Origin of the sequence: Pseudanabaena sp. UWO310 (assembly GCF_006861605.1) — a bacterium.
In the GTDB taxonomy this organism is placed as follows: domain Bacteria; phylum Cyanobacteriota; class Cyanobacteriia; order Pseudanabaenales; family Pseudanabaenaceae; genus Pseudanabaena.
This window is the reverse complement of sequence record NZ_SELU01000003.1, coordinates 1-25,258: the sequence shown is the minus strand read 5'-3', so window position 1 is coordinate 25,258 and position 25,258 is coordinate 1. Positions and strand designations below refer to the sequence as shown.

The 25,258-nt window shown below is 43.2% G+C and carries 20 protein-coding genes and 1 pseudogene; 15 read left to right on the top strand and 6 right to left on the bottom strand.

Features of this window, described 5'->3' with window-relative positions:
* Positions 1-307 precede the first annotated feature (307 nt).
* From PseudUWO310_RS01790 to groL, 5 genes are all read left to right on the top strand, one after another.
* A complete protein-coding gene (locus tag PseudUWO310_RS01790) occupies positions 308-1,267 on the top strand; it encodes an orange carotenoid-binding protein (RefSeq protein WP_009626163.1) in 960 nt (319 codons plus the stop codon).
* Positions 1,268-1,434: 167 nt separating this feature from the next.
* The gene (locus PseudUWO310_RS01785) at positions 1,435-2,208 is read left to right on the top strand and encodes a fatty acid desaturase (protein ID WP_142598517.1); all 774 of its coding nucleotides are present in this window, start codon (positions 1,435-1,437) and stop codon (positions 2,206-2,208) included.
* A gap of 89 nt (positions 2,209-2,297) precedes the next feature.
* Complete coding sequence (locus PseudUWO310_RS01780) at positions 2,298-2,990, top strand: 5-formyltetrahydrofolate cyclo-ligase (RefSeq protein WP_223805496.1); 693 nt, start codon at positions 2,298-2,300, stop codon at positions 2,988-2,990.
* A 315-nt stretch (positions 2,991-3,305) separates the two neighbouring features.
* Complete coding sequence (gene groES / locus PseudUWO310_RS01775; protein WP_142598515.1) at positions 3,306-3,617, top strand: co-chaperone GroES; 312 nt, start codon at positions 3,306-3,308, stop codon at positions 3,615-3,617.
* Between the two features lie 144 nt (positions 3,618-3,761).
* The gene (gene groL / locus PseudUWO310_RS01770) at positions 3,762-5,426 is read left to right on the top strand and encodes a chaperonin GroEL (protein ID WP_009626159.1); all 1,665 of its coding nucleotides are present in this window, start codon (positions 3,762-3,764) and stop codon (positions 5,424-5,426) included.
* Positions 5,427-5,721: 295 nt separating this feature from the next.
* On the opposite strand, the gene PseudUWO310_RS01765 is transcribed toward groL, so the two are convergent.
* Positions 5,722-6,285 carry an antibiotic biosynthesis monooxygenase gene (locus PseudUWO310_RS01765; protein ID WP_142598513.1) on the bottom strand — a complete coding sequence of 188 codons (564 nt, stop codon included), beginning with the start codon at positions 6,283-6,285 and terminating at the stop codon, positions 5,722-5,724.
* A gap of 376 nt (positions 6,286-6,661) precedes the next feature.
* Here PseudUWO310_RS01765 and PseudUWO310_RS01760 point away from each other — a divergent pair, with 376 nt between their 5' ends.
* From PseudUWO310_RS01760 to PseudUWO310_RS01745, 4 genes are all read left to right on the top strand, one after another.
* Entirely contained in the window at positions 6,662-7,372 is a 711-nt protein-coding gene (locus tag PseudUWO310_RS01760) for a DUF1995 family protein (RefSeq protein WP_142598511.1), read from the top strand.
* A gap of 250 nt (positions 7,373-7,622) precedes the next feature.
* Entirely contained in the window at positions 7,623-10,373 is a 2,751-nt protein-coding gene (locus tag PseudUWO310_RS01755) for a phycobilisome rod-core linker polypeptide (RefSeq protein ID WP_142598509.1), read from the top strand.
* 285 nt (positions 10,374-10,658) lie between these two features.
* Positions 10,659-11,672: a type I glyceraldehyde-3-phosphate dehydrogenase gene (locus tag PseudUWO310_RS01750; RefSeq protein ID WP_009626155.1), complete on the top strand. Its 1,014-nt coding sequence runs from the start codon at positions 10,659-10,661 to the stop codon at positions 11,670-11,672.
* Positions 11,673-12,001: 329 nt separating this feature from the next.
* Entirely contained in the window at positions 12,002-13,948 is a 1,947-nt protein-coding gene (locus PseudUWO310_RS01745; protein ID WP_142598507.1) for a CHASE2 domain-containing protein, read from the top strand.
* Positions 13,949-14,164: 216 nt separating this feature from the next.
* Here the strand turns inward: PseudUWO310_RS01745 and PseudUWO310_RS01740 are convergent, their stop codons facing one another.
* Together PseudUWO310_RS01740 and PseudUWO310_RS01735 are read right to left on the bottom strand one after the other, a co-directional pair.
* Positions 14,165-16,039 carry a hypothetical protein gene (locus PseudUWO310_RS01740; protein ID WP_142598506.1) on the bottom strand — a complete coding sequence of 625 codons (1,875 nt, stop codon included), beginning with the start codon at positions 16,037-16,039 and terminating at the stop codon, positions 14,165-14,167.
* Between the two features lie 16 nt (positions 16,040-16,055).
* Positions 16,056-16,388, bottom strand: a complete 333-nt coding sequence (locus PseudUWO310_RS01735) for a hypothetical protein (RefSeq protein ID WP_142598504.1) — start codon at positions 16,386-16,388, stop codon at positions 16,056-16,058.
* A gap of 20 nt (positions 16,389-16,408) precedes the next feature.
* Between PseudUWO310_RS01735 and trpC the strand changes: the two genes are divergently transcribed.
* The 4 genes from trpC (at position 16,409) to PseudUWO310_RS01715 (ending at position 20,075) form a co-directional block, all read left to right on the top strand.
* Positions 16,409-17,272, top strand: a complete 864-nt coding sequence (gene trpC / locus PseudUWO310_RS01730; RefSeq protein ID WP_142598502.1) for an indole-3-glycerol phosphate synthase TrpC — start codon at positions 16,409-16,411, stop codon at positions 17,270-17,272.
* 469 nt (positions 17,273-17,741) lie between these two features.
* Positions 17,742-18,641, top strand: a complete 900-nt coding sequence (locus PseudUWO310_RS01725; RefSeq protein ID WP_142598500.1) for an alpha/beta hydrolase — start codon at positions 17,742-17,744, stop codon at positions 18,639-18,641.
* 376 nt (positions 18,642-19,017) lie between these two features.
* On the top strand, positions 19,018-19,419 hold the full coding sequence (locus PseudUWO310_RS01720) for a pre-16S rRNA-processing nuclease YqgF (RefSeq protein WP_009626150.1): 402 nt from the start codon (positions 19,018-19,020) through the stop codon (positions 19,417-19,419).
* 212 nt (positions 19,420-19,631) lie between these two features.
* On the top strand, positions 19,632-20,075 hold the full coding sequence (locus PseudUWO310_RS01715) for a photosystem I reaction center subunit II PsaD (RefSeq protein ID WP_055076687.1): 444 nt from the start codon (positions 19,632-19,634) through the stop codon (positions 20,073-20,075).
* 176 nt (positions 20,076-20,251) lie between these two features.
* Here the strand turns inward: PseudUWO310_RS01715 and lnt are convergent, their stop codons facing one another.
* Complete coding sequence (lnt, locus tag PseudUWO310_RS01710) at positions 20,252-21,847, bottom strand: apolipoprotein N-acyltransferase (RefSeq protein WP_142598498.1); 1,596 nt, start codon at positions 21,845-21,847, stop codon at positions 20,252-20,254.
* A gap of 181 nt (positions 21,848-22,028) precedes the next feature.
* Between lnt and PseudUWO310_RS01705 the strand changes: the two genes are divergently transcribed.
* Both PseudUWO310_RS01705 and PseudUWO310_RS01700 read left to right on the top strand, forming a co-directional pair.
* Positions 22,029-23,351 (top strand): class I SAM-dependent methyltransferase, encoded by a 1,323-nt coding sequence (locus tag PseudUWO310_RS01705; RefSeq protein ID WP_142598496.1) that lies wholly within the window; start codon positions 22,029-22,031, stop codon positions 23,349-23,351.
* Positions 23,352-23,413: 62 nt separating this feature from the next.
* The gene (locus PseudUWO310_RS01700) at positions 23,414-24,313 is read left to right on the top strand and encodes a hypothetical protein (RefSeq protein WP_142598494.1); all 900 of its coding nucleotides are present in this window, start codon (positions 23,414-23,416) and stop codon (positions 24,311-24,313) included.
* A gap of 10 nt (positions 24,314-24,323) precedes the next feature.
* Here PseudUWO310_RS01700 and PseudUWO310_RS01695 read toward each other — a convergent pair.
* Both PseudUWO310_RS01695 and PseudUWO310_RS22675 read right to left on the bottom strand, forming a co-directional pair.
* Positions 24,324-24,608: pseudogene (locus PseudUWO310_RS01695) on the bottom strand (transposase); the annotation flags it as partial.
* A gap of 135 nt (positions 24,609-24,743) precedes the next feature.
* The gene (locus tag PseudUWO310_RS22675; protein ID WP_190315872.1) at positions 24,744-24,890 is read right to left on the bottom strand and encodes a hypothetical protein; all 147 of its coding nucleotides are present in this window, start codon (positions 24,888-24,890) and stop codon (positions 24,744-24,746) included.
* Positions 24,891-25,258: the final 368 nt, after the last annotated feature.

Sequence of the window (25,258 nt, the reverse complement as noted above, 5' to 3'; positions counted from 1 at the left end):
CTTTGAAATCACTGAGCGTCCCAAGCAAAAGTTATTTGTAAGCATTTAAGTTCTCCATTGAGAGCTCGATCGGCTGCAATTTTGATAACTTTAAAGTTCTATATAGGGTTCTATATCGAACTTGGGAGTTAATTGAATTCCTTCATGTAAGTAGCTATGCGCAATTAAATGTAAAACCCAAAAACCTATAACGTATGCTGTGCTTACATTACAGGTTTTATCTTTGGTTTTTAATTATGCCCAAATACTTTCGCACATGAACTTAAATCCTACTTAAATCCTTCAGCCAAACTCCAAAAACATTCCTATGACATATACCATTTCCTCAGCCAGAAATATTTTTCCTAACACCCTAGCAGCTGATGTCGTACCCGCTACTACCGCAAGATTTAACCAGCTCACTCCTGAGGATCAACTAGCTTGGATTTGGTTTACTTACCTTGAAATGGGCAAAACCGTAACGATCGCTGCTCCTGGTGCTGCCAGTATGCAGTTGGCTGAGTTAACATTGAATGAAATTAAGAAGATGAGTTTCCAGCAACAAACTCAAGTCATGTGCGACCTAGCTAATCGCGCCGACACCCCCATTGGGCGTACCTATGCTATTTGGTCTCAAAATATCAAACTAGGCTTTTGGTATCAACTCGGCAAGTGGATGGAAGAAGGAATTGTTGCTCCTATTCCCGAAGGCTATCGCCTTTCCGCCAATGCCTCGGCAGTGTTAGAGACCTTGAAGAATTTAGATCCAGGGCAACAAATCACAATTCTACGTAACTCAGTTGTAGATATGGGATTCGATCCTAATAAGTTGGGTGGATATACTCGCGTTGCCGAACCAGTAATGGCTCCCAAAGAAGTCTCAAAGCGCACTCAGGTTAGCATCGAAGGGATCGACAATCCCACCGTATTGTCATACATGAATAACCTAAACGCTAATGATTTTGACGCTTTGATCGATCTATTCCTCCCCGATGGCGCTTTACAGCCTCCATTCCAAAGACCAATTGCTGGCAAGGATGCAGTTCTGCGATTCTTTAAGGAAGAATGTCAAAATCTAGTACTCGTTCCAGAAAGAGGTATTTCTGAGCCAGCAGATGGTGGCTATACCCAAATCAAAATCACAGGTAAAGTTCAAACTCCTTGGTTTGGATCTGGAGTTGGGATGAATATATCTTGGAGATTTTTACTCGATCCTAACAACAAGATTTTCTTTGTGGCGATCGATCTGCTTGCATCTCCTAAAGAACTGTTGAACCTCATTCGCTAGACCTATACCTAGAGAGAGAGCGTAACGCCAGCAGGCGTTACGCTCTCTAGATTTGATTTTAACTATGCTGAACTACTTAAAAGACTTTGCCACAAAATGCAAAATCGCTTTAGTGTTCTTTATATTTCCCGATATTTCCAGAATTGTAGTGGCGTTCGCGATAAATTATGAATAATTACAGTAATCTGCGATCGCATAATTCGTCTGATCTCTGGCAAACAAAAGCATTCACAACTGATGATTGGATTGGAATATTAATCGTCATTACTATTCTCAGCCTATGGTTTGTTAGTTTATATTCGTTGCTTTCGGTTTCAGTTTTCGATATTTCTTGGGCGGGACTAATTGTTTTAATTTTGGGAAGGACGTACCTTCATACGGGCTTATTTATTCTTGCCCACGACTCAATGCATGGAAATTTAATTCCCAGTAATAGAACTCTAAATAAGATCATTGGTCGTCTTATGGTGGGAATTTATGCATCTCTTAATTACGATCGCTGCGCAGTAAACCATGCTAATCACCATCGCTATCCTTCTCAAAACGGCGATCCTGATTTTCATGGCAACCTTTCCCATCCAGTATTTTGGTATTGCAAGTTTCTGAGCGAGTACTTTTCATGGCGATCGCTAATTTTATTTTTGGCTAGCGCGATCGCCATATTCTGCGCTTTGATCCTGTTATGCAAGGTTTCAATCGTTAACTTAATTCTCTTCTGGCTCGTTCCTCTTGTACTTAGCTCGTTGCAGCTATTTTTCTTTGGGACTTATCTTCCCCATTGTCAAATCCATCAAAATCCCAATTTTTCTCCTCGCCTTGAGTCTAATTTTTATGCGATTTTATGGTCTTTTCTGAGTTGTTATAACTTCGGTCATTATCATTGGGAGCATCACGAATATCCCCAAACCCCTTGGTTCAGACTGCCAAAAGTTCATAGGTAAAGCAGCACGAAAATTCAAAACCCAAAGTATGATTGGCGGCGCGAAGCGCCGCCAATCATACTTTGGGTTTTTTACCAATTCACGAAAGTGTGACAACACTTCATACCAAAACTAAAAATGGCGTAGCCATTTTTAGTTTTGGTTTTACTAGTAAAATCGATGCGACAAATCCTGATCGGAACGATCGCCAAATCAATCGCCAAATCAATCGCCAAATGAATCGCCAACTTAAAAGGCAAATTAGAAAAACATCCCTTGACCTCCGCAGCCATATCGATCGGGAAACTTGGCTGCAAAAAAGTCGAGCAATTAGCGATCGCCTTGCAAATTGGCAACCATTTCAACAGGCGCAAAATATTCTCGCTTTTACCAGCTTTCGGCTAGAACCAGATTTAAGCTCGCTTTGGCAAAGATTTCCTGACAAAAATTGGGGATTTCCCCGTTGCCTTGAACAAGATCTGCTGTGGCATCACGTCGAGATCGCGGATTTTGAGAGCAGTATGCGATCGGGTGCTTTTGGGATCCTCGAACCTCGCCATGATTTAAAGCCGATCGATTTAGCAAGTATCAATCTAATTTTGATTCCTGCGGTAGCTTGCGATCGCCAAGGTTATCGCTTGGGCTATGGTGGAGGCTTTTATGATCGGTGGTTGCCTCGTTCCATAGGCTTAAAAGTAGGACTTATTTTCGATGAATTTTATGTGGATGAGTTGCCTCACGATCCTTGGGACATCCCCTTAGATGCAGTTATTACCGAAAAGTACAACACAAATAAAGATTAGTAACTGGGCATAATTACAACCCCAAAAGCTGTGGTGCACGCTGCGCGTGCACTACTCAAACCCCAAGAATTGATTGGCAGCGCTTCGCGTTGCCAATCAATTCTTGGGGTTTATGTCCTAGGACACTTGGCGACAGGTTGCAATTTCTTTGGTACGGTAAGCCGATCTAGTTCCCTACTCATTTCGCAGTATATTAGCACTCAGTGAGACAGAGTGCTAAAGCACGCAAGATATAACTAAAGCAGGTTTAAATTCCTAGCTTGAGCCATACCTTGCAGAGTCCACTCTGATTAGATTTTAAGGAGGTATGACATAGTGGCATCGTTAACCCTAAATACTGGTACATTACAACCCCTAGGCGATCGCCTATTGGTAAAAGTAGCAACAAAAGAAGAAAAAACTGTTGGCGGTATTTTCTTACCAGATACAGCTCAAGAAAAGCCACAAATTGGTGAAGTTACAGCCGTCGGTCTTGGTTCGCGTAATGACAAAGGTACTCGCGTAGCTCTAGAAGTTAAGGCAGGCGACAAAGTACTTTACTCCAAGTATGCAGGCACAGAAGTCAAAATTGACAACGTAGATTATTTGCTACTCGCGGAAAGAGATATCCTCGCGATCGTTGAATAAAGCTATTAGCTATTAGCTGTTAGCCGTTAGCTTTCAAGGCTCTTCATACGGAAGCAATCGAAAAGAGCTAAAAACTAATCGCTAAAAGCCAGTTACCAAATCCCCGTTACCAAATCCCAATTACCAATTACCAGATTAACTAAAATGGCTAAAATCGTAGTATTTGATGAAGAATCTCGTCGCGCCCTTGAGCGTGGTGTTAATGCCCTTGCTGATGCCGTACGTGTAACCTTAGGACCTAAAGGACGTAACGTAGTTCTCGAAAAGAAATATGGCGCACCTCAGATCATCAATGATGGTGTAAGCATCGCTAAAGAAATTGAACTAGAAGATCCTCTAGAAAATGCGGGTGCTCAGCTAATTCGGGAAGTTGCCTCGAAAACCAATGATGTCGCAGGTGATGGAACCACCAGCGCCACCGTTCTGGCTCAAGAAATGATTCGTGAAGGGCTGCGCAACGTAGCTGCTGGCGCTAACCCAGTTGGCGTACGTCGTGGCATCGAAAAAGCAGTTGCTCACCTCGTTGATGTCATCGCTCAAAAAGCAAAGGCAGTTGATTCCAACGCTGAAATCGCTCAGATTGCCACCATTTCTGCGGGCAATGATTCTGAAGTTGGCGAAATGATCGCCCATGCCATGGATAAGGTTGGTAAAGATGGCGTAATCACCGTTGAAGAATCCAAGTCTCTTACCACCGAATTAGAAATCGTGGAAGGTATGCAGATCGATCGCGGTTACATTTCTCCTTACTTCGTCACTGACAACGAACGTCAATTGGTCGAATTTGAGAACGCGAAGATCTTGATCACCGATAAGAAAATCAATGTCATTCAAGACCTTGTTCCTATTCTGGAAAAAGCTGCTCGTTCAGGTGCACCCCTCGTAATCATCTCTGAAGATGTTGAAGGCGAAGCTCTCGCAACCTTGGTAGTCAACAAGCTCAGAGGTTCTCTGAATATCGCTGCCATCAAGGCTCCTGGATTTGGCGATCGCCGTAAAGCGATGTTGCAAGATATCGCCGTTCTTACCGATGGTCAGGTAATTTCCGAAGACACTGGTTTGGAACTTAGCGCCGCCACCCTAGAAATGCTTGGTACTGCTCGTAAGATCACCATTTCCAAGGACAAAACAACTATCGTTTCTGACATTACCAATAAGGCAAATATCGATAAGCGTGTTGCCCAAATCCGTAAGGAATTGGATCTCAGTGACTCTGACTACGATAAGGAAAAGCTCCAAGAGCGGATCGCTAAGCTCGCTGGTGGCGTAGCCGTGATCAAAGTCGGTGCTGCGACTGAAACCGAACTCAAGGATCGCAAGCTTCGTATTGAAGATGCACTCAACTCTACCCGTGCAGCCGTTGAAGAAGGTATTGTTCCTGGTGGTGGTGCAACCCTTGCTCACCTTGCGGTTGAATTGCTAGAGTTCAAAGCAACCTTGAAGAACGAAGAAGCGATCGGCGCTGAAATCGTATCCCGTTCTCTCTCTGCGCCTCTTCGTCAAATCAGTGATAACGCTGGTTTAGAAGGAACCGTTGTGGTTGAGAAAGTTAAGGGTATGAGTTTCAATCATGGCTTTGATGCCCTCAAGGGTGAGTATGTTGACTTGATCGCTACTGGTATCATCGACCCTGCGAAGGTTGTGCGCTCTGCACTCCAAAATGCTGCTTCCGTTGCTGGCATGGTCTTAACCACCGAAGCTCTCGTAGTTGAGAAGCCTGAGAAGAATGCTGGCGCTGGTGCTGGTGCTGCTGGTATGGGCGGCATGGGCGGTATGGGTGGCATGGGCGGTATGGGTGGCATGATGTAATCCATCATTCACTTTTTATACCAAGTTAAGAAATGGCTACGCCATTTCTTAACTTGAAAACCTTGATACCAAAGCTCAAAATGGCTACGCCATTTTGAGCTTTGGTATTAGGACATAAAAGCCCAAAGATGAGGGGCGGTGCTTTGCACCGCCCCTCATCTTTGGGCTTTTACAGCAATTATCGATCAAACGAACCACAAGGAAACTTTTGAAAGCGTTGCAAAGCAACGCTTTCAAAAATTTCCTTGGTTTGGGTTTGAGCGCAAAGCGCTGTAGGAAAAAATTAAAGCCCTATCTATTTTGGATATAGCCACCGATAGAATAGGCGTGTTAATTGGGGCATGAGAAAATAAGCAAGCAGCCATACTATTAATCCACTGGTAATAATTTGCTTCAGCAACCAAGGCAAAGGTTCTAATAGAGGATTTAATATGCGTCCAACAACTAATGATAAAAATAACACCCCCAACCAAGTTATCAATGCAATTTTATAGCGTTTAGGAGGATATTTTTGGGGTCGCTTTGGCAGCTCAAACCATGTTTCTAAACCAGTCAGAACCTGTACATTTTCAGGTTGTTGAATTAGTGGCTGTACAAGCTCGATCCATTTATGGCGTTCCTCCGACTCCAACCACCTCTTGAGATTTTGATGGTGATCGAAATGCAAGACAATTACATATTCCGTATTTTCTTCTAGATGGGGGCGGAGAATTTGCACGCCGAGATGACCATCAAAGGACTTGGCAACTGGGACAATTCCCCGCAACCAATCTTCATATTCTTTTTCAAGATTGCATTTGACGGAATGAGCAATAACCGCAGTAACGTGATAACTTTCGGCGGATATAGAATTTGTCATGGATGATTAACTCGATTCGCTTTAAAGGCAAATACTATTATTTGCGTACTAAATCTGTAAAGTGCCTACTTTTTAGTAAGTTTTTTTAGTCAGTGACTGTAGTTAACGTGAGTTTAGGATAATTTGAAACGGGCTTTGAGAAAGGGTTTGCTACGCAAACCCTTTCTCAAAGCCCAAAAGTAAAAGCCTTGCTAAGCAAGGCTTTTACTTTTGGGCTTTTAAAATTTGCCAGCTTAACCCGAACTGACGTTAGTTATAAAAACTAAACCCAGTCAGGATTTTCAGAGCACAAAATGACTAAGCCATTTTGTGCTTTGGTATTAGGATCTATAAAGATCTATCCTCATATATCCTCAATTTTAAAAAATTCGCTTTTATGTCTCAATTAGCTGAGTCAATCCTACTACCAAATAATTTAGAAGATGCCACCGAACAGGCGATCGCAGCTACCCATCAAGCGATCGCCAATGGCGCAACGCGTGTACTTGCCGATCTCCGATTTCCCGAATTAAAAGCGATGCCGATCGCCTATGAGTTTGCAGCGAGTTTTAATCAACAATATGGCGAAGCATGGCAGGCAATCTTTTCCGACGCAGGGGCCGCAGCTCTCGCCAAACGGGAATGGGTGGATCTGAATGTATCTGTACGTGGTGTCAACGAAGGTCGTAGGGCCATTCGGGAAGAGGATCGCGCATTTTTATTAATCGAGCCAACTTCCATCGAAGTCGAGCAAGTGGAAAAGTTAGTTCAACTTGCTGGCGATCGCCCCTTTGTCATGCTCAATCCGCGTCTGGAGAATAGTGAAGTGGGCTTAGGCTTAGCTGCCAGACAAATGCGCGATCGCTTTTTAAGTACCTTCGAGACTGCCTACTACATCAAACCCTTAGAACTGGGTGCTTTGTGGCGTTGCTATCCACAAACATGGCAAGTCTGGCTCCAGACCGAAGAGGGAATGCAAAAGCTCGCAGAAGTAGAACAACGCCCATCTAGTGACGATATTGACCGCCTATTTCGCCAGAAGACTGGTAAGCAATCAGGCTCCTTTTTAGGACGGTTGCAACAGTTTTTTAATGCCCTAGCCAGATGAGCATGTACTGATAAGCAGTTAACCCCAAAGATGAGTGGCGGCGCTTCGCGCCGCCACTCATCTTCCTGATGATGCTATAGCATCATCAGGAAGATCGCTTTACAAAACTTATCGTTAGTTTTTGCTTGAAATACCTGTAAACGCGGCATTTTCTGATGAGATAGAGTTAGATATTTAGTTGGAAAACCCTATACTGGGTAGTTATTATTTCGACTTTTTACATACCCTTTAAAGATCACAAGGCAGACACATGAGCGTAACAGCGTCAAGTGGTGCAGTAAATGCCCGCCCTCGTTTATACCAGACCGCTATAACTTCCACAATTTCCCAGATAGAGCAACAAGATCGCTTTGCGACCCGTAGCGAACTAGATGATCTGTCCACATACTTTCAATCTGGACAAAAGCGCATCGAAATTGCGGCAATTCTGACCAAAAACTCTGACAATATCGTTTCCAAAGCTGCTAGCCGTATTTTTACGGGTGGTTCGGCAATGGCATTTTTAGAAAAGCCCAAGGACGCAGAAGAACTTGAAGTAGACCGCGCTGGTCGCGTGGTTGATATCAAGCGCGGCATGGAGCTTGGCACAACTATTTACGCTGAAGCAAGTGAAGGTGGCTTTTTAGGCACAATCAAGAATTTCTTCAGTAATACAGGGCTGACGGGGGTTGTCGATGCTGCCCCTGCCAATTTCCGCCCCATTAACATTTCTCGTTATGGTGCAGACCGCATGAAGAAGTCCCTGCGCGACTTGTCATGGTTCTTGCGCTATGCCACCTATGCAATCGTTGCTGGCGATCCGAATATCCTTGCTCAAAACGTGCGTGGATTGCGGGAGATCATTGAGGCAGCTTGCTCGACCGATGCTACCATCGTTGCTCTGCAAACCATGAAGCAAGCGGCTGCCAGCTATTTCCTCAGCGATTCTGCGGCGATCGAAATCATCAAGCAGTATATGGATGTGGCGATCGCTGAATTCAAAGCCCCAACCCCATCACCCAAAGTCCGTCAGCGCAATTCTCCCGATCTTCAAGGTCTTGCCCTACCTCAGATCTACTACAACACTGCCGAACGTCGTCAGAAGTTTGTGATGAAGGCTGGGATGACTGGAGCCGAGAAAAATGAAGTGGTTAAGGCTGCTTACCGTCAAGTTTTCGAGCGTGATATTGCCCGTGCTTACAGTCAAGGAATCTCTGACCTAGATTCTAAAGTAAAAAATGGCGAGATCTCGGTGCGCGAGTTTGTGCGTCGTTTAGGGCTGTCGCCTCTATATCGCGATCAATTCTTCTTGCCTTTCATTAACTCCCGCGCTGTGGAATTAGCCTTCAAGCATTTCCTCGGACGCTCTCCTGAAAGCCGTGAAGAAGTTGCAGCTTACTTTGCGATCGTTTCTAAGGGTGGTTTACCTGCCCTCGTCAATGCCCTAGTCAACTCTAGAGAATATAGCGACTACTTTGGCGAAGAAACCGTACCTTACCAACGTGGCTACGGACAGGAAGCCCAAACCGCCCGTAACTGGGGCGCACAGTTTGACCTGTTCAACTACTCTGCACCTTTCCGCAAGGTTCCCCAATTCATTACCTTATTTGCTTCGTATCAACAGCCTTTGCCCGATCAGCATGTTTACGGAGCTGGCAACGATCCTCTCGAAATCCAATTTGGTGCTATTTTCCCCAAAGAAACTCGCAACCCCAATGCCTCACCTGCACCTTTCGGTAAGGATACTCGTCGCATCTTGATCCGCAATGGCGCTGGTATCACGAACCAACTGGGCAATCCCGCTGCCACAGGTTCGATCGATCCTATGAGCCCCAAGGTGTTCAAGCTCGATCAAACCCTGCGCGATAACGTCAAGATTGGTAAAGGCGCAAGAAAGTCTTCCGTTAAGGGCTTGAGCATTACCAATTCAGAGACTTCTACCCAAGCCGTCATTCGCGCTCTTTATTTGCAAGTTATTGGATTTATCCCCTATTCTGGTCAGCGCCTCACGGTTGCAGAAATCAAGCTAGAAAATGGAGATATCACCGTCCGCGAATTTGTACGGATGTTGGCGAAGTCACCCACCTTCCGCGATCGCTACTGGAGCAAGCTTTATGTATGTAAAGCGATCGAATATATCCACCGTCGCCTTTTAGGTCGTCCTACCTATGGTCGCCCTGAAATGAACGCTTACTTCGACCTCGCATCGAAGAAAGGCTTCTATGCAGTGGTTGATGCCATTCTCGACACCAAGGAATACGAACAAGCCTTTGGCGAAGACACGGTTCCTTACGAACGCTATCTCACTCCCGCAGGTGTATCGCTCCGCCATAACCGTGTCGGTACGTTGAGCGAAGACAAGGGTACAAGAGTTGATATCGCAACCACACCTAAGTTTATTGAATTGGGTCAAGTTACCGAAGTCCGCTCTGAAGTATCCATCAACGATCGCATCAACCAAGGTGTAGCCAAGAAACGCGAACAACGCAAGATCTTTAAACTCACCACCACCGATCCTGTGGAAACAGCAGCGTTAGTGCGTGCAGCCTATCGTCAAGTGTTCGAGCGTGATATGGATGCTTATGTGGCTAGCGAACAGTTCAGCCAATATGCTTCCAAACTGGTTAACGAAGAGATCAGCGTCAAGGAATTTATCTTGGCACTTGGGACATCCGATCTTTACATCAAGGAATTCTACACCCCATTCCCTAATACCAAGGTAATTGAATTGGGTACTAAGCATTTCTTGGGACGTGCGCCTTTAGATCAAGCGGAAATCCGTAAGTACAACCAAATTTTGGCAACTAAAGGTGTTAAGGCAATGGTAACCGATATGGTTAATAGCCTCGAATACCTCGAAGCCTTTGGTGAAGATGTTGTACCCTACAACCGTTACGAAACCTTCCCAGCCGCTAACTACCCCAACACTCAAGAGTTGTATAACCGCTTGACCAAGCAAGACAAGTCCATTGTCGTGCCTAGTTTTGCACCCGTTAAATCGAAAATCCCTACCAGCGTTTAATCCAAATTTCCAAAATGGCAACGCCATTTTGGAAATTGGAATGTACTAGGACATAAAACCCAAGAATTAATTGGCGGCGCTTCGCGCCGCCAATTAATTCTTGGGTTTTGATTTGTCCTAATTCAAGTGACTGTAGCTATATAACAGGACTTGCGACAGCGATAAACATCCTTGCAACTAAGGGCAAAATTTTGATTGAAGTGGGAATAAATTGGTGACGGTTTTTCGGTATCATAAACATCAGATTAAAGTAAAAAATTAAATTTATATAAAGGGCGATAAGCAGTGACTATCAGGGTAGCGATTAACGGATTTGGACGTATCGGACGTAACTTTCTCAGATGCTGGGCTGGACGCACAGAAACAAACATAGAAATAGTTGGACTTAACGATACATCCGATCCCCGAACCAACGCTCACTTGCTCAAGTACGACTCCATGCTGGGCAAATTTGCTGGTGAAGTTAGTGCCGATGACACAACCATTACCGTCAATGGCAAAACCATTAAGACCGTTTCCGATCGCAATCCCGACAATTTACCTTGGAAAGATTGGGGCATCGATCTAGTTATCGAATCTACAGGTGTCTTCATTGACAAAGTTGGTGCTAGCAGACATATTGGCGCAGGGGCAAAAAAAGTATTAATCACCGCTCCTGGAAAAAATGAAGATGGCACATTTGTCGTTGGCGTAAATGAGAAAGATTACAACCATGATGTCCATAACATCATCAGTAATGCTAGCTGTACGACTAACTGTTTAGCCCCCGTTGCCAAGGTACTTTTAGAGAACTTTGGGATCGTCAAGGGTGTAATGACCACCACCCATAGCTACACTGGCGACCAACGTTTGTTGGATGCTAGCCATCGCGATTTGCGTCGGGCTAGAGCGGCGGCACTGAGCATTGTACCTACCTCCACTGGTGCTGCTAAGGCAGTTGCCCTAGTACTACCTCAACTAGCAGGCAAACTCAACGGTATTGCCTTGCGCGTGCCAACTCCTAACGTTTCCGTAGTAGACTTCGTGGTTGAAGTGGAAAAACACACGATCGCTCAAGAAGTTAACGAAGCATTCCGTTTAGCTGCGGAAGGCTCCATGAAAGGGATTTTAGAATATAACGAATTGCCTCTCGTATCTATCGACTATCGCGGTACAGATGCATCCTCAATTGTTGACTCTTCCCTAACCATGGTTATGGGCGGCAATATGGTCAAGGTTGTGGCATGGTATGACAATGAATGGGGCTATAGCCAACGAGTTGTTGATTTGGCAGAAGTTGTTGCCAAAAACTGGAAATAAAATTTAAAATTCCACAAATCCAAAAAAGAGAGGGAGGTGCAAAGCACCTCCCTCTCTTTTTTGGATTTGTGGCATCAGTGAAATACCGCTATTTCGCTGATGTCCAGACCTATTGCCATGCAGTTAGATGGATTAAAAATCACACAAATTCTAAGCAAATTCCAAGCAAATTCCAAGCAAATTCTAGTCACATGCTTATTTGTGAGGAAAAGTGAACTATTACAGCAATGATATCCAATTGCTATTGTTGTAACTAGCCCTGCCAAATTTGACGATAGAAAGTAATCTCACTCTCTTTCCTGATCAATTGTCAAAATGAAATTGTCAAAATGAAATTTCCTGCCACTTTGGTTAATTTTGGAGCTTTTTGCAAGCGCAATCACCAGCAGCTAGTGGCTGGATTGATTACTTTTTCTTTGTCTTTAGGACTAATTGGGCTGAGGCAAATCGGCAGCTTTAAAGAAGCGGAGCTTTGGGTATACGACAGTTTGATGCGATCGCAACTCCATGAACCAACCGATCGTCGCATTGTTATTGTCGAAATTTCCGAAGCAGATATTCAAAGATTTCGCTGGCCCTTTAGCGATCGCCTATTTGCTAAGTTAATCAACCAAATTTCATCTGCCAAACCCGCCGCGATCGGCATTGATAAATACCTTGATATCCCCGTTCTCGAAGGTCGCGATGAATTAGTTGCCGCCGTTAAAAATGCAGGCAATGTAGTTAATGCTCAGTTTGTTGCCTTGGTTGAAGGAAGAAAAGGGGTCGATGCTGCTCCAGATCTAGAGAAGATTAGCAAGTATGGTTTTGTCAATTTCCTCACAGACAAGGGCGCGATCGTCCGACGAGCTTCGGTAGTGGGTGATTCAGGTTCGTTTGCCTTTGAGATCGCCAATTTATATTTGCAGAATCTCTACCATCGACAACTGGAGTTTAATCCTAATACCATTCAATTTAAAGCGGGAAAACAAATTATTCCCCGACTAACAGCTAATTATGGGGCATACCGCAAGGAAGATGATGGCGGTTATCAAATGCTAATTCGCTATCGAGGTCAGCCAAGATATTTCGAGCATATTCGAGCGGCTGATGTTATCGATGGGCTTGTTGCGCCTGAAAGACTGCGGGAGCGTATAGTCCTAATTGGGGTGACCGCAGAAAGCCTGAAAGATAGTTACCCTACCCCAGTCACTACGGATGGAGAAGTAATGTATGGGGTAGAGATCCATGCCAATATCATCAGCCAATTAATTGGGGCTACTTTAGACGATCGCCGTTTTATCCAAGTTTGGTCAAACGATCTCGAAAGTATCTGGATTGTGGCTTGGGCGATCGTCGGTGGGGCAATGGCAGCCCTCATAACCCATGCTGTTAAAAATATTGGACTTTTAGCGACTATCTCTGGCGGGCTATTTGGGTTTAGTTACTTCGCGTTCAGTCAAGCTCTGTGGCTGCCTTTATTTCCGTCACTATTGGGCTTTATTTCGGCAAATGTACTGGTCATGGCTTATCAGTTAGCAATCCAACAATCTGAACGCAAAGTATTAATGGGTTTATTTTCGCGCCATGTCTCTAAAGAATTAGTCGATATTATTTGGGCGAACCGCGAACAGTTTATGCAGGAGGGCAGGATCACAGGGCAAGAGGTGTATGTGACCGTCCTATTTACGGATATGCGCAACTTTAGTACGGCTGCCGAGGCGCAAGCTCCTGGAGAAACCTTGAATTGGCTCAATAATTATTTAGGCACGATCGCCAATGAGGTTTTGGCTCATGGCGGCATGGTCGATAAATATATTGGGGATGCAGTGATGGCAGTGTTTGGCGTACCGATTCCCCACGGCAATGAGACGGAACGCACGCGCGATGCCCAATGTGCGGTCGATGCGGCTTTAGCGATCGCCCACAAACTAGCTGCCATGAATGATGTTTGGACTGCCCAAGGATTACCCCCTGTTAGTACGGGGATTGGCATTAATTCTGGCATTGTCATCGCTGGCAGTTTGGGCAGCTCCGAGCGCTTGGAATATTCAGTTTTAGGAGATACGGTGAATATTGCGGCAAGATTGGAGAGTTTTAATAAAGAGGTGGATGGGGGACCCCATCATATTTTGATCAGTGAAGAGACCTATAAGCGCTTGGACAACAATTTTCAAACTGAGTTTGTAGGCAAATATGCCCTTAAGGGGAAAACACAGGAAACAGGAATTTATCGTGTATTAGATATTCAAAAAAGAACTAATCAACGCAGTCCTACAAATTTTGCCAATAAATAAAAGGCGGCGCAATGCGCCGCCTTTTATAGCTCCAAAGCTCAAAATGGCAACGCCATGTTTGAGCTTTGGTATAACGTGAATTCGGGATAATTTGAAACGGGCTGAGAGAAAGGGTTTGCTACGCAAACCCTTTCTCTCAGCCCAAAAGTAAAAGCCTTGCGTAGCAAGGCTTTTACTTTTGGGCTTTTAAATTTGCTAGCTTAACCCGAACTAAATTTATTTAGTTAATACCTTGACAGGTGTTGAGGTTGCCGATAAATCGGTGACAGCTAAAGAACTATCAGTGGATTGATATGCTGATTTATTTTCCACTTTGGCATCTGATTTGGCATCTGATTTGGCATCCGACGCTGCCTTTGATATTGCTTTGGCATTTGTGCCGAGGTCAGAAGACTTATCAAGAGGCTTAGAGGATGGCTTTTCACTGGCTGAAGATACTTCAGGTTTAGTTGCTTCAGGTTTAGTTGCTTCAGGTTTAGTAGGGAAAAACTTACTCGCATCAAAATTGAAGTTTTTGAAGTAGTTTGAAGAGGCTTTTGGTGCGATCGCCTTCGAGTCTTTTTCTTTCGAGTCTTTTTCTGAAGTTGCAGTCTCGGAAGTTAGAGTCTCGGAAGTTGCCGCATCGGATGGCTCAGTCGATACCTTGGGCAAGGGCGCAGGAGTAACCGCCTTAGCAGGTTCGGTTAGAGGCGCATACTTGCTACGAAAGATGGTGGGTGCAGTTTTTGCAGGTGTGACGGGTGCAGTTTTTACCGAAATCGGTGCGGGGGGCTTCACAGTTTCGACTTCGGGGGCATTCTTAGGAGCCACTTTGATCGCTGGTGCTGTATTTGCAGGAGCAGTTATTGGCGCTGCTGGGGCAGATTTTACTTTAATCGGCACAGACTCGATCACAGGCAAGGATTTTGTAAGTGGGGCTACGGGAACCACAGGCACTACGGGAATTACGCTCGTAGCTTTAGCATCTTTATCGCTATTAGGAGAATCCGCTGGCTTGACTTCTTGCTTCAGTGGCTCGACGGCAGTAGATGGAGAGCTAGCATTTTCCTCTTTGGGGCTTGTCGCATCAGTTACGGGAACAGGGCTAGCCGACTCGACAGGCGTTGGGGTAGGAGCAACATAGTCGGGATTGACAATCAAGTCAATATTGGCAATCTTTTCACCACGAACAAGACGGGCTAGGGTATCAGTGCCATTGGGTTGATAGTTAATTACATGGGCGGTGCTGTTAAAGACATTGGCGATCGCATCCCCATCTGGCTCGATCAATTCCAATTTCACCCAGTTTTGTCCAGCATTAAATCCCTTGAGGTAGATCGGTTCCCAGCGATCGAAGGTGAAGCTTTGTCCGTCAACTGTCGCTCGAACTTGCCAGTCATTGATCGCGAGATCGTCTTTACTCAGCTCAGGTAAAGGTACATTTTGCACATAAAAGTCGAGCATGATCGGCTCTGCCCCATAGGTTCCCACGGGACGGCTATAGGTTAGCAAAGGTACTTTTGCTTCAGGAGCATTTTCGCCAGTCTTGGTCAGAACGTGAAAAGTGGTCTGGGCATAAGCACCCTCATTCTTGAAACTCTCATGCCAAGGTCGCGAAGCAAAGGCGCGGATCGTATGGGTTCCCGCACTCAGATGCTCGAAAGTTACGGTTTGATTGAGGTCGTAGAGCGCTTTGTACTCTTGATTATCCAGAGTCACATGGACATGGGGACCGAGTCCAAACTCAGCATTTTTAAAAATTGGTAAGTTTTTTACGTCAAATTTGACCGATACGTCAGTGTTAGGGATCACCTCATCAGGTTTTGGGCTAACGATACTGACCTGTGGCGTATATTTTTCGAGAAATCGGCTCAAGCGTTGGATTTCGGTAGGTGGAGAAACCTCAACAAGGCTGACGCTAGGGGTCGTTTTCTGATCGGAATTTTTACTTACTGGCTTACTATCCCCACCGCAGGCTGTGAGGTAAAAGCACAGGGCGATCGCCAACAACAAACTGGATAACTTTTTCCAAGGGATACTTTGCCAATATGCTTTAACTCGCGAAGTTTTTTGCTTGCCTTCGGGTTGGTTAGAGTTTGCGATCGCGCTCATAAAAACTATGCTCAACTCACATTACACAGGCAAATATACCGAAAAATGAGCGCTTTGCTTGTAAAGAAAACCCATAATTTATAAAACAATTTACGAAAAAATAACGGTATTGCCAAATAGGTAAGGATGGGCGGCGCAAAGCGCCGCCCATCCTTACCATTTGATTAGCATCCAAATTACTGCGCTTTGCGCTCAAACCCAAACTAAGAAAATTTTTGAAAGCGATGCTTCGTAACGCTTTCAAAATTCTTCTTGTGGTTCGCTTGATCGATAATTGCTGTAAGACTGCCAAAGTAACTCTAGGTGCCTTTTTGGTAAATTGTTCTATGCTAAAAGTTATCACTTTCATGCTCAAAATTTTTCCCATCAATGCAAGTACGCCGCCAATCTGAAACTGCTCGTCCTAAAGGCTATGCGATCGCCGATCCCACTGACACACCTCAAAATATTTTAGAAAAAATTGTCTGGCACAAGGAACGGGAGGTCGCCCAAATGTATGCCAAGGAGCCTCTAGAATCCCTTAAAAATAGAGTGGGGCGATCGGCGCGAGATTTCTATGGCAGCTTGCAAAATTCACAGACTCAACCCGCCTTAATTGCCGAAGTCAAAAAAGCCTCCCCCAGTAAAGGCATATTTCGACAAGACTTCGATCCCATCGCGATCGCTCAAGCCTACGCCCAAGGTGGCGCAAGTTGCCTCTCAATTTTGACCGATCGCGAGTTTTTTCAAGGGGGCTTTGAATATTTACAACTGGTACGTCAGGCCGTTGATTTACCGCTATTGTGCAAGGAATTTATTATCGATCCCTATCAAATCTATCTGGGGCGATCGTGTGGGGCAGACGCAGTTTTATTAATCGCCGCTATCCTCACCGATGAGGAATTAACCACATTGCAAGCGTTAATCCATCAATTAGGCATGACGGCTCTCGTCGAAGTGCATACACAATCGGAACTTGATCGGATTTTACAGATTCCTGATATACGTTTAATTGGCATTAACAATCGCAACTTAGAAAATTTTGTCGTAGAACTCGAACAAACCAAAATTTTAATGGATGGGCTAACTCCAGAAGCGAGAAATCAATATCTCTGGGTCAGCGAATCTGGCATTTATACCCGTCAAGACTTAGATTTTGTACAAACCTGCGGTGCAAGTGCCGTACTTGTCGGCGAGGCTTTAATTAAACAAGAGAATATTGCAGAAGCCGTTAATAAATTACTAAGCAACTAAGCAAAAACAGAGAGCGTAGCGCCCGCTAAGCAGGCGATATGCTCTTCTAGTTTTATAGCAAGGAATACCAAAACCCGTAAAGTTTCGCCCCTACGGGGCGAAACTTTACGGGTTTTGGTTTGTAATGAATTATGCCTAGCTACTTACAGCAATTATCGATCAAATAAAACACTAGAGAAATTTTGAAAGCCTTGCTTTGCAAGGCTTTCAAAATTTCTCTAGGTTTGGGTTTGAGCGCAAAGCGCTGTAGGAAAAAAATAGGACGCTCAGCGAACATATCCCGATCGCTGAACGAAGTCGAAGCCTCTCTTCAAATCATTTAGGATAGCTGTATAAGTACTTGTGCAAAATAAATTACGGAACCATATAAAGTTGCGCCCCTGCGGGGCGCAACTTTATATGGTTGGATCTGTAATTAATTATGCCTAGCTACTTATTACTTTGGTTAAAAACATGAGATTTTAAAGACATGAGCCAGAATCTACGGTCATTATTACAAATATTTCAGAGTTTTTTACTGCCCGTAATTCGGATTTTGGTATTTGCTTATCTTGGTCTAGCGATCGCTTTATATTTCGGGCAATCCAATCTGATCTATATGCCGAGCAAAGATTTATTGGAAACCCCAAAAGACAATGGATTAAAATTTGAAGATATTCAACTAACCACCAAAGACAATATTAATTTAGATGGCTGGTTCGTACCTGCAACCGACAGCGATCCCATTGGTAAAAGCATAATTTTGTTTTGTCACGGCAATGGCGGCAACATCAGTAATCGCGTGAGTTATCTACCAATTTTCAGGGATTTAGGATTATCCACCCTCCTATTTGACTATCGTGGCTATGGCAAAAGTGATGGAAAACCCACCGAAGAAGGAACCTATGCCGATGTCGAGGCTGCTTGGCAATACCTAACCCAAGAAAAACAAATTCCGCCCAAGAAAATTATTATCTACGGCGAATCCTTAGGTGGCGCGATCGCCTCTTATCTCGCGCAAAATCTCGCGCAAAAGACTTCACAGGACTATGGACAAGACTATAAAAATGCGGCAGGAGGCTTGATACTGGCATCAACATTTACCTCAGTCAGCGATCGCGCCGCCGAGCTTTACCCATTTCTGCCAATTCGCCTACTATCGCAATTTTCCTACAACTCCATCGATCGCCTACCCAAAATCAAGATTCCCGTCTTGATAATTCACAGTATCGACGATGAAATCATTCCATTTCATCATGGCGAGAGAAACTTCCAATCTGCCAATTCACCTAAAAAACTCATTAAGATCAGAGGCGATCATAATGGTGGTTTCCTAGATTCTCTCGAAACCTATCGCACTGGGATTAGCGAATTTGTCCAGAGAATCTAGGTAGCTAGGCATAAGTAAACTTAAAACCCAGAAGAGCATACCGCCCGCTGCACGGGCGGTATGCTCTCTGGTTTTGGTTTTTAATTATGCCTAGCAAATTGGCTACTTTACTCAAAAAGCTATTTCTCGAAAGGCTATATTGTAGAAAGTAGAAAGCAATATCAAAAATTACTAACTAATAAGTAAGTGGGCTTAATTAACTATAAAACCCTAAAACCTGCGGCGCACGCGCAGCGTGCGCCGCAGGTTTTAGATCTAGATTTTAATTATGCTGAGGTACTTAAAAGCCAAAAGCCAAAAGCTAAGAGCTAAAAGCCAATAGCCAATAGCCAATCCCCAATCCCCAATTACCAAACTTAAATTACCAAACTCATCCGTGCTACTAGGTTTCGATCCAGGAAAACAAAAATGCGGTGTCGCTGTCATGGGCTTAGATCGTAAGCTGCATTTTCAGGCAGTCATCCCCAGCCTAGAAGCGATCGCCAAAGTCGGCAATTTATTAGAGAGCTATCCCATTTCGTTGATGGTGATGGGCGATCAGACTGCCTCTAAGCAATGGAAAGCCGAATTACAAGCCACATTCCCCGACCTACGGATCATCACCGTAGACGAGCGTTTTAGCAGCGAAGAGGCGCGTCAAAGGTTTTGGCAAATTTATCCCGCCCAAGGCTTAATGAAATTAGTCCCACTCGGAATGCGATCGCCCCATCGCCCCATCGATGATATCGTAGCTGCCATCCTCATCGAACGCTATCTTAGCCGTCTCATTAGTTCCTAAATAAAGAGGTAAGGATGGGCGGCGCAGAGCGCCGCCCATCCTTACCTCTTTAGGACAACCCATAAACAAGAAAACAATATCCCCATGGTTTCTCCAAAAGTTTTGTCAAGCTTCGTAAAGTAACGTTAAGTAAGCTTGAAGCAGGGGTATATAGGAATGATATCTTTGCAAATGATAACAAAGGCGTATACGCAATTTGGGAGAAAATCTCAATGTCAGAAGAACAAGCAACAGCGACTGCACCTACCCCCAAGGGTAAAACTCCTATCTGGGGCGGTAGCACTGGTGGTTTGCTCAACGCAGCCTTCACCGAAGAAAAGTACCTGATCTCTTGGGAAAGCCCCAAAGAACAAGTATTTGAAATGCCTACAGGCGGTGCTGCGACTATGGTCAAAGGCGATAACTTGCTTTACTTAGCTAAGAAAGAGCAAGCATTAGCTTTAGGTACACAGTTGCGTAAATTTAAGATCACCAACTATAAGATTTGGCGCGAATTTCCCAATGGCGACCAAGTTTATCTACATCCTAGCGATGGTGTATTCCCTGAGAAGGTGAATGCTGGTCGTGTTGCCGCAAATAGCGTCAGCCGCAAGATTGGTGATAATCCTAACCCCGTAAGCGTTAAGTTTACTGGTAAGGCTACTTACGATGTCTAATTAATAGCTAAAGCTATTACCCTATCGCTCTCATTTATTTTTAATTTTTACAAAAGCTGTCGCGATCGCAAGGTTGCGGCAGCTTTTGTATAGCAACTGTATCAGGACAAAATGAAAACCCAAAATAGTGTTGCCGCGCTCCGCGCGGCAACACTATTTTGGGTTGTTTATATTTTTTAACTCATGAGACGATGTTTGGCATAAATAGCAATACCCGTGACACCAAGTAAAGGAGTCATCCAATCGCCCCAGAGCACATAGAGAGTCTTCGTATCCCTTAAATAAACCGTTTCTGCATGGGTTTCGTAGGTGTTGACCTGCGAGAGCCAGATCGTCCGCCCATTGGGATCGACAAAGCCTGAATAGCCAGTATTGGTAGCCCTTACCGCCCAGCGATCGCTTTCGATGGCTCTAGCGACATCTTGAGCATGGTGTTGGGCTGACATGTAGGAAGCAAAATGAGCATTGTTGGAAGCGGAGAGAATTAACTTCCCACCTGCGGCGGTTTGAAATCGGAAGGTAGCTGGATAGGCGGATTCATAACAGATTCCCAAGATAAAGCGCCCCCAAGGTGTATCGACCAGTTGCTCGCTCGAACCAGCTTCCACTTCTCCGCGCAGTGGTGATAGACGCTTAATTAGACCTCCTAAAACTGCTTTAAATGGAATATATTCACCTACTGGCACAAGGCGAACCTTGTCATATTGACTGAGAATCTTATTAGAACCGTCAATTAGAAAGAGACTATTTGTGTAATTATTTGGATCTTCAGTATTCGGATTGCGGGTCTTACCAAAACCGCCCAACCATACGGGCACGCGATATTTCTCAACCGCACGATCAAAAGGTTCGCGACGCGCATCGTAATTTGGATAGAGAAAAGAAATCGCTGTTTCAGGTGTAACGATCATTTCCGCTCCAGATTGAGCCAACTTTTCATAACCCTTAGTGTAGTTATCAACCGCAATTTCCCATCCTCTTGGTAAGACCGTCAGGATATTCGGGAAGTTACCCTGAATAATACCTGCTTTGATCGCTTTGCCATTTGTACTTGCCATGCGATCGCTTTGCATTTCCCATACGCCATAACCAGCCATTGCTAATACAAGCAAAATTGCAGCGATCGCATAGCGCCATTGTTTTACAAAAACAAGCAACGGCGTAATTATTACCTGATGATTTGCTGAGGCAAAGCGATCGCGCCAAGTTTTCTGCAACAGAGTTTCCGCTAACAATCCATTGACAGCCACAATCGCGGAAGTCATAGTTTGCTGACCAGAGAGGCGACTGATTTGCAGAAGTAATAGATCGTGAGGACTCTGGGTATAACCCAGTGCTGTCCAATAAAGTGGTCCCCAACTCCAAACAATCTCCAAACCACTAAAGATCGCACAGGCAATAACCAGCCGACTCGGCACATTCAATTTCTGGGTAAATAATGCCATGCCCCCTGCCCATAGCCCCGATAATACGGCCCCCCATCCCGCAATCAACAACCAAACTAATGTAGCAATCAAAAAACTATTCCACCAAGGCACACCCATCCATTCCATCGGATGTACACTAGTAATCCAAAATAACGCCATACCGTGATAGCAAAATCCCCATATTGCCCCCATAGCGATCGCTGCCTTCACTTTCAGCCTTTGCGCCAACATCCACAAAGGGAGCAGCGCAATCCACGCCAGCCACCATTGACTAAAGGGATCGGGAGTCAGTCCCATCAACAGCCCCCCAAGGGCAGCAAACAGAAGATTTTGCAAATTTTGCATAGGAAAGCCAGATCTTCCTTGTAATATGATGCAGTCAGTGAGTACGACAAGAAATGATAGTTGTTGAACTAAAATCTAGCACAAAGGATCCCTATCAGAATGCCTATAGGCTCTGATACAATGCAATCGCATTTATTTAGCTAATGTAAAACCTCAGAAATTATCCTTAGGAGCAAATTGTATGACCAATCCTCAATCTGATTTACTAGATAAAATTCGTCAACAGTTTGATAGTAGCCCATATCCCAGAATCCCAATAGATAAATCGCCTAAAGATAGCCCCAATGAGCTATATATCCACAACTTGGTGACCTCTTTCTATTTGAGAGATCAGCGAGTTATAGATACTAAAGGAAAAGTTATTTTAGATGCAGGATGCGGTTCTGGTTATAAGTCCCTTATTTTAGCTGAAGCAAATCCAGGAGCAAAAATAGTAGGTGTGGATATATCGGCAGAGTCAATTAAATTAGCCGAACAACGTTTAAAATATCATGGCTTTGATAATGCAGAATTTTATGTCCTATCCATAGAAGAATTATCTTCTTTGAATTATCAATTTGATTATATAAATTGTGATGAGCTGCTTTATTTATTTCCTGATCCTGTGTGTGCTCTTACATCCATGAAATCATTATTAAATCCTAGTGGGATTATTCGTAGCAACTTACATAGTTTTGCAAATAGAGCTAATATTTATCGCGCTCAAAAAATGTTTGCAATGATGGGTTTGATGGATGAAAATCCTGAAGAGTTAGAGATAGAAGTTGTTATTGAGACAATGCAAGCCTTAAAAGATCATGTTTTACTCAAAACCCAAACTTGGAATCCAAGCTACACAAGTAAAGACAACAAAGTAGATATTTTAATGAATTATTTGTTTCAAGGGGATAAGGGGTATACAATCTCTGACATGTTTATTGCCTTAGAATTATCTGGCTTAGAATTTATTAGCATGGTAAACTGGCGTGAATGGGATATTAGAGATTTATTCAAAGAAGTAGATAATTTGCCTATTTTTTGGGAAATGAGTTTACCAGATCTATCGGTTGAGAATCGTCTCAAAATGTATGAGTTTCTCAATCCAATTCATCGACTGTTAGACTTTTGGTGCGGTCATCCTCAACAAATTCAAACTTTTATACCTTCTAGTACATGGAATGATTTTGATTGGCATAAGGCAAAAGTTTATCTGCACCCTCAACTAAATACTTCCAAGTTTAGAGAAGACTTAGCGGTTAATATTACGGATTGTGGAATTCTAAGTCTTGACAAATATCTATCAACACATCAACAGATTGTGACGCTTGATAGCTCAATGGCTACCTGTCTATTTCCTTTATTGGATGCACCACAAACTATTATGTTTTTAGTTGAACGCTGGAAGCAATTTAGACCTGTAGATCCTGTAACTTTACAACCTATAGATCGGCAGACAGCTTTTAATTTAGTAAAAAACACAGTAATGTCTTTAGAAAGTCTGGATTACCTAATGCTAGAACTTTAAGTTTCATGATTTTATACATCTTTGAATTTTATAGCAAATACATAGTTACAAACAATAATATTATGAAGATAATTTTAGTCAGTGTAGGAAATTTTCAAAAATACTTAATCGATAACATCAGAAATTTACATTTACATAACAACTTAGATGTTACTGTTATAACAGAAAGGGATTACTTTGAATATTTACAAGAATTCGAGAATATTGAGCTGATTGATTGTAAGGAATTAGATGATTTTGATTTCGATAAACAATCAAAATTGGATAGACATTTTAGAGATGGATTTTGGCACTACTGTTCACTAAGATTGTTTTACTTATATTCATACATAAAAAGGTATGGAATTACAAATGCAATTCATATCGAAAATGACACATTGGTATATGAAGATGTAGACAAATTAAAGCCATTATTCAAAAATAAGGTTTACGTCCCATTTGATCATCATAATAGAGTCATTCCAAGTTTTATTTATATTCCTAACCCAGAATCTTTCAGACCCATAATAGAAAACTACAATAAAAATCTAAATGACATGGAGAACTTAGCAAAATTCGATGAATCACTGATTGAACCTTTGCCTATTTTCCCCATAATAGATGACATTGTTTTTAAGTTCAATAAAAACTACAATTACAATTATATTGATTGCATATTTGATGCAGCTGCAATGGGTCAATATTTAGGAGGAGTGGATAAAAGGAATCAAGGTGGTGACACTCGTGGATTTATAAATGAAACTTGTATAATCAAGTATAATCATTTTCAGTTTTATTGGATTGAGAATGAAAGTTTGTATAAGCCGTACATACTTATTGAAGACAAATTAGTTCAGATTATAAATTTACATATTCATTCTAAAGAATTATATAAGTTTTTGTCGGATAAACCATTAGAAAACAAATATATAGAATATTTAGATATTTCTTGGCTAAAGGAGACTGTCAAGCATTTTGTGTAAAGTCTAGAAGCTAGATGTGGAGACGATCCTCAAAGAGGATAGCAAATCGATTAAGGGCGGGTTTCCAATCGCGAATGGGCATTGTCCATTTCTTAGAAATATTCCGCATCGCCAAATAAACCAGCTTGAAAGCAGCCTCATCAGAGGGGAAAATCTGTTGAGATTTAATCACCTTCCGCAAGCTACTATTCATTGACTCAAGTGCCTTGGTGGTATAAATCGCCCTGCGAATCTCAGGGGGGAAAGCAAAGAAGGGGATAATATTCGCCCAATGATTGCGCCAAGACTTGGAGATCGATCTTACTTTTCACGTCATCTCTGAAATGCTTTCTAGGAAAGAGTTTCAGGATTAACTGTATTTGCAATAAGTGTTACTTAATGACAATGTACAACGCTAGAATAAGACTTGTGGCGGTAGGAATATTGGCGGTTATGCTGAAACAGCAAGATAACGGGAAAAGTAAGCTAGTAATACCTGTGCGCGATTGATCGTTGAGGCATGGCTATGCCCTCTCAGGCAAAGGGCTACGCATTGACGATAATCGGCTGTGGTGAGGGTGATTTTTAGTCTTTCCATGTTTCAAATAACATTTTGTAAAGTTTTTCGTAAAGGAATATGCATCCAAATCGATCTTTTTAAGGATTTTTTAATGTTTTAGGCTGCTATCCTTGCTTTGTTGGACAATTATTTGTTAATTCCTTGGACTATAGTGTTTGACACACAAATATTCTTTAAGCACAAAGATCGTTCTTAAAGAATATATTGGGAACTTTCTAACTGCGATTACTTAACTTCATAGTAAGTTCTATCAGCTTAATAGACTTGTCGGGAAACAAAAGCAATGTATAGAAGCAGTTTCACATTTATTTCTGTGGTTCAATCCATATGTAAATACAAAAGCTATAAGTTCAATAAATTGAACCATAACCGAAGTTTGATATCGG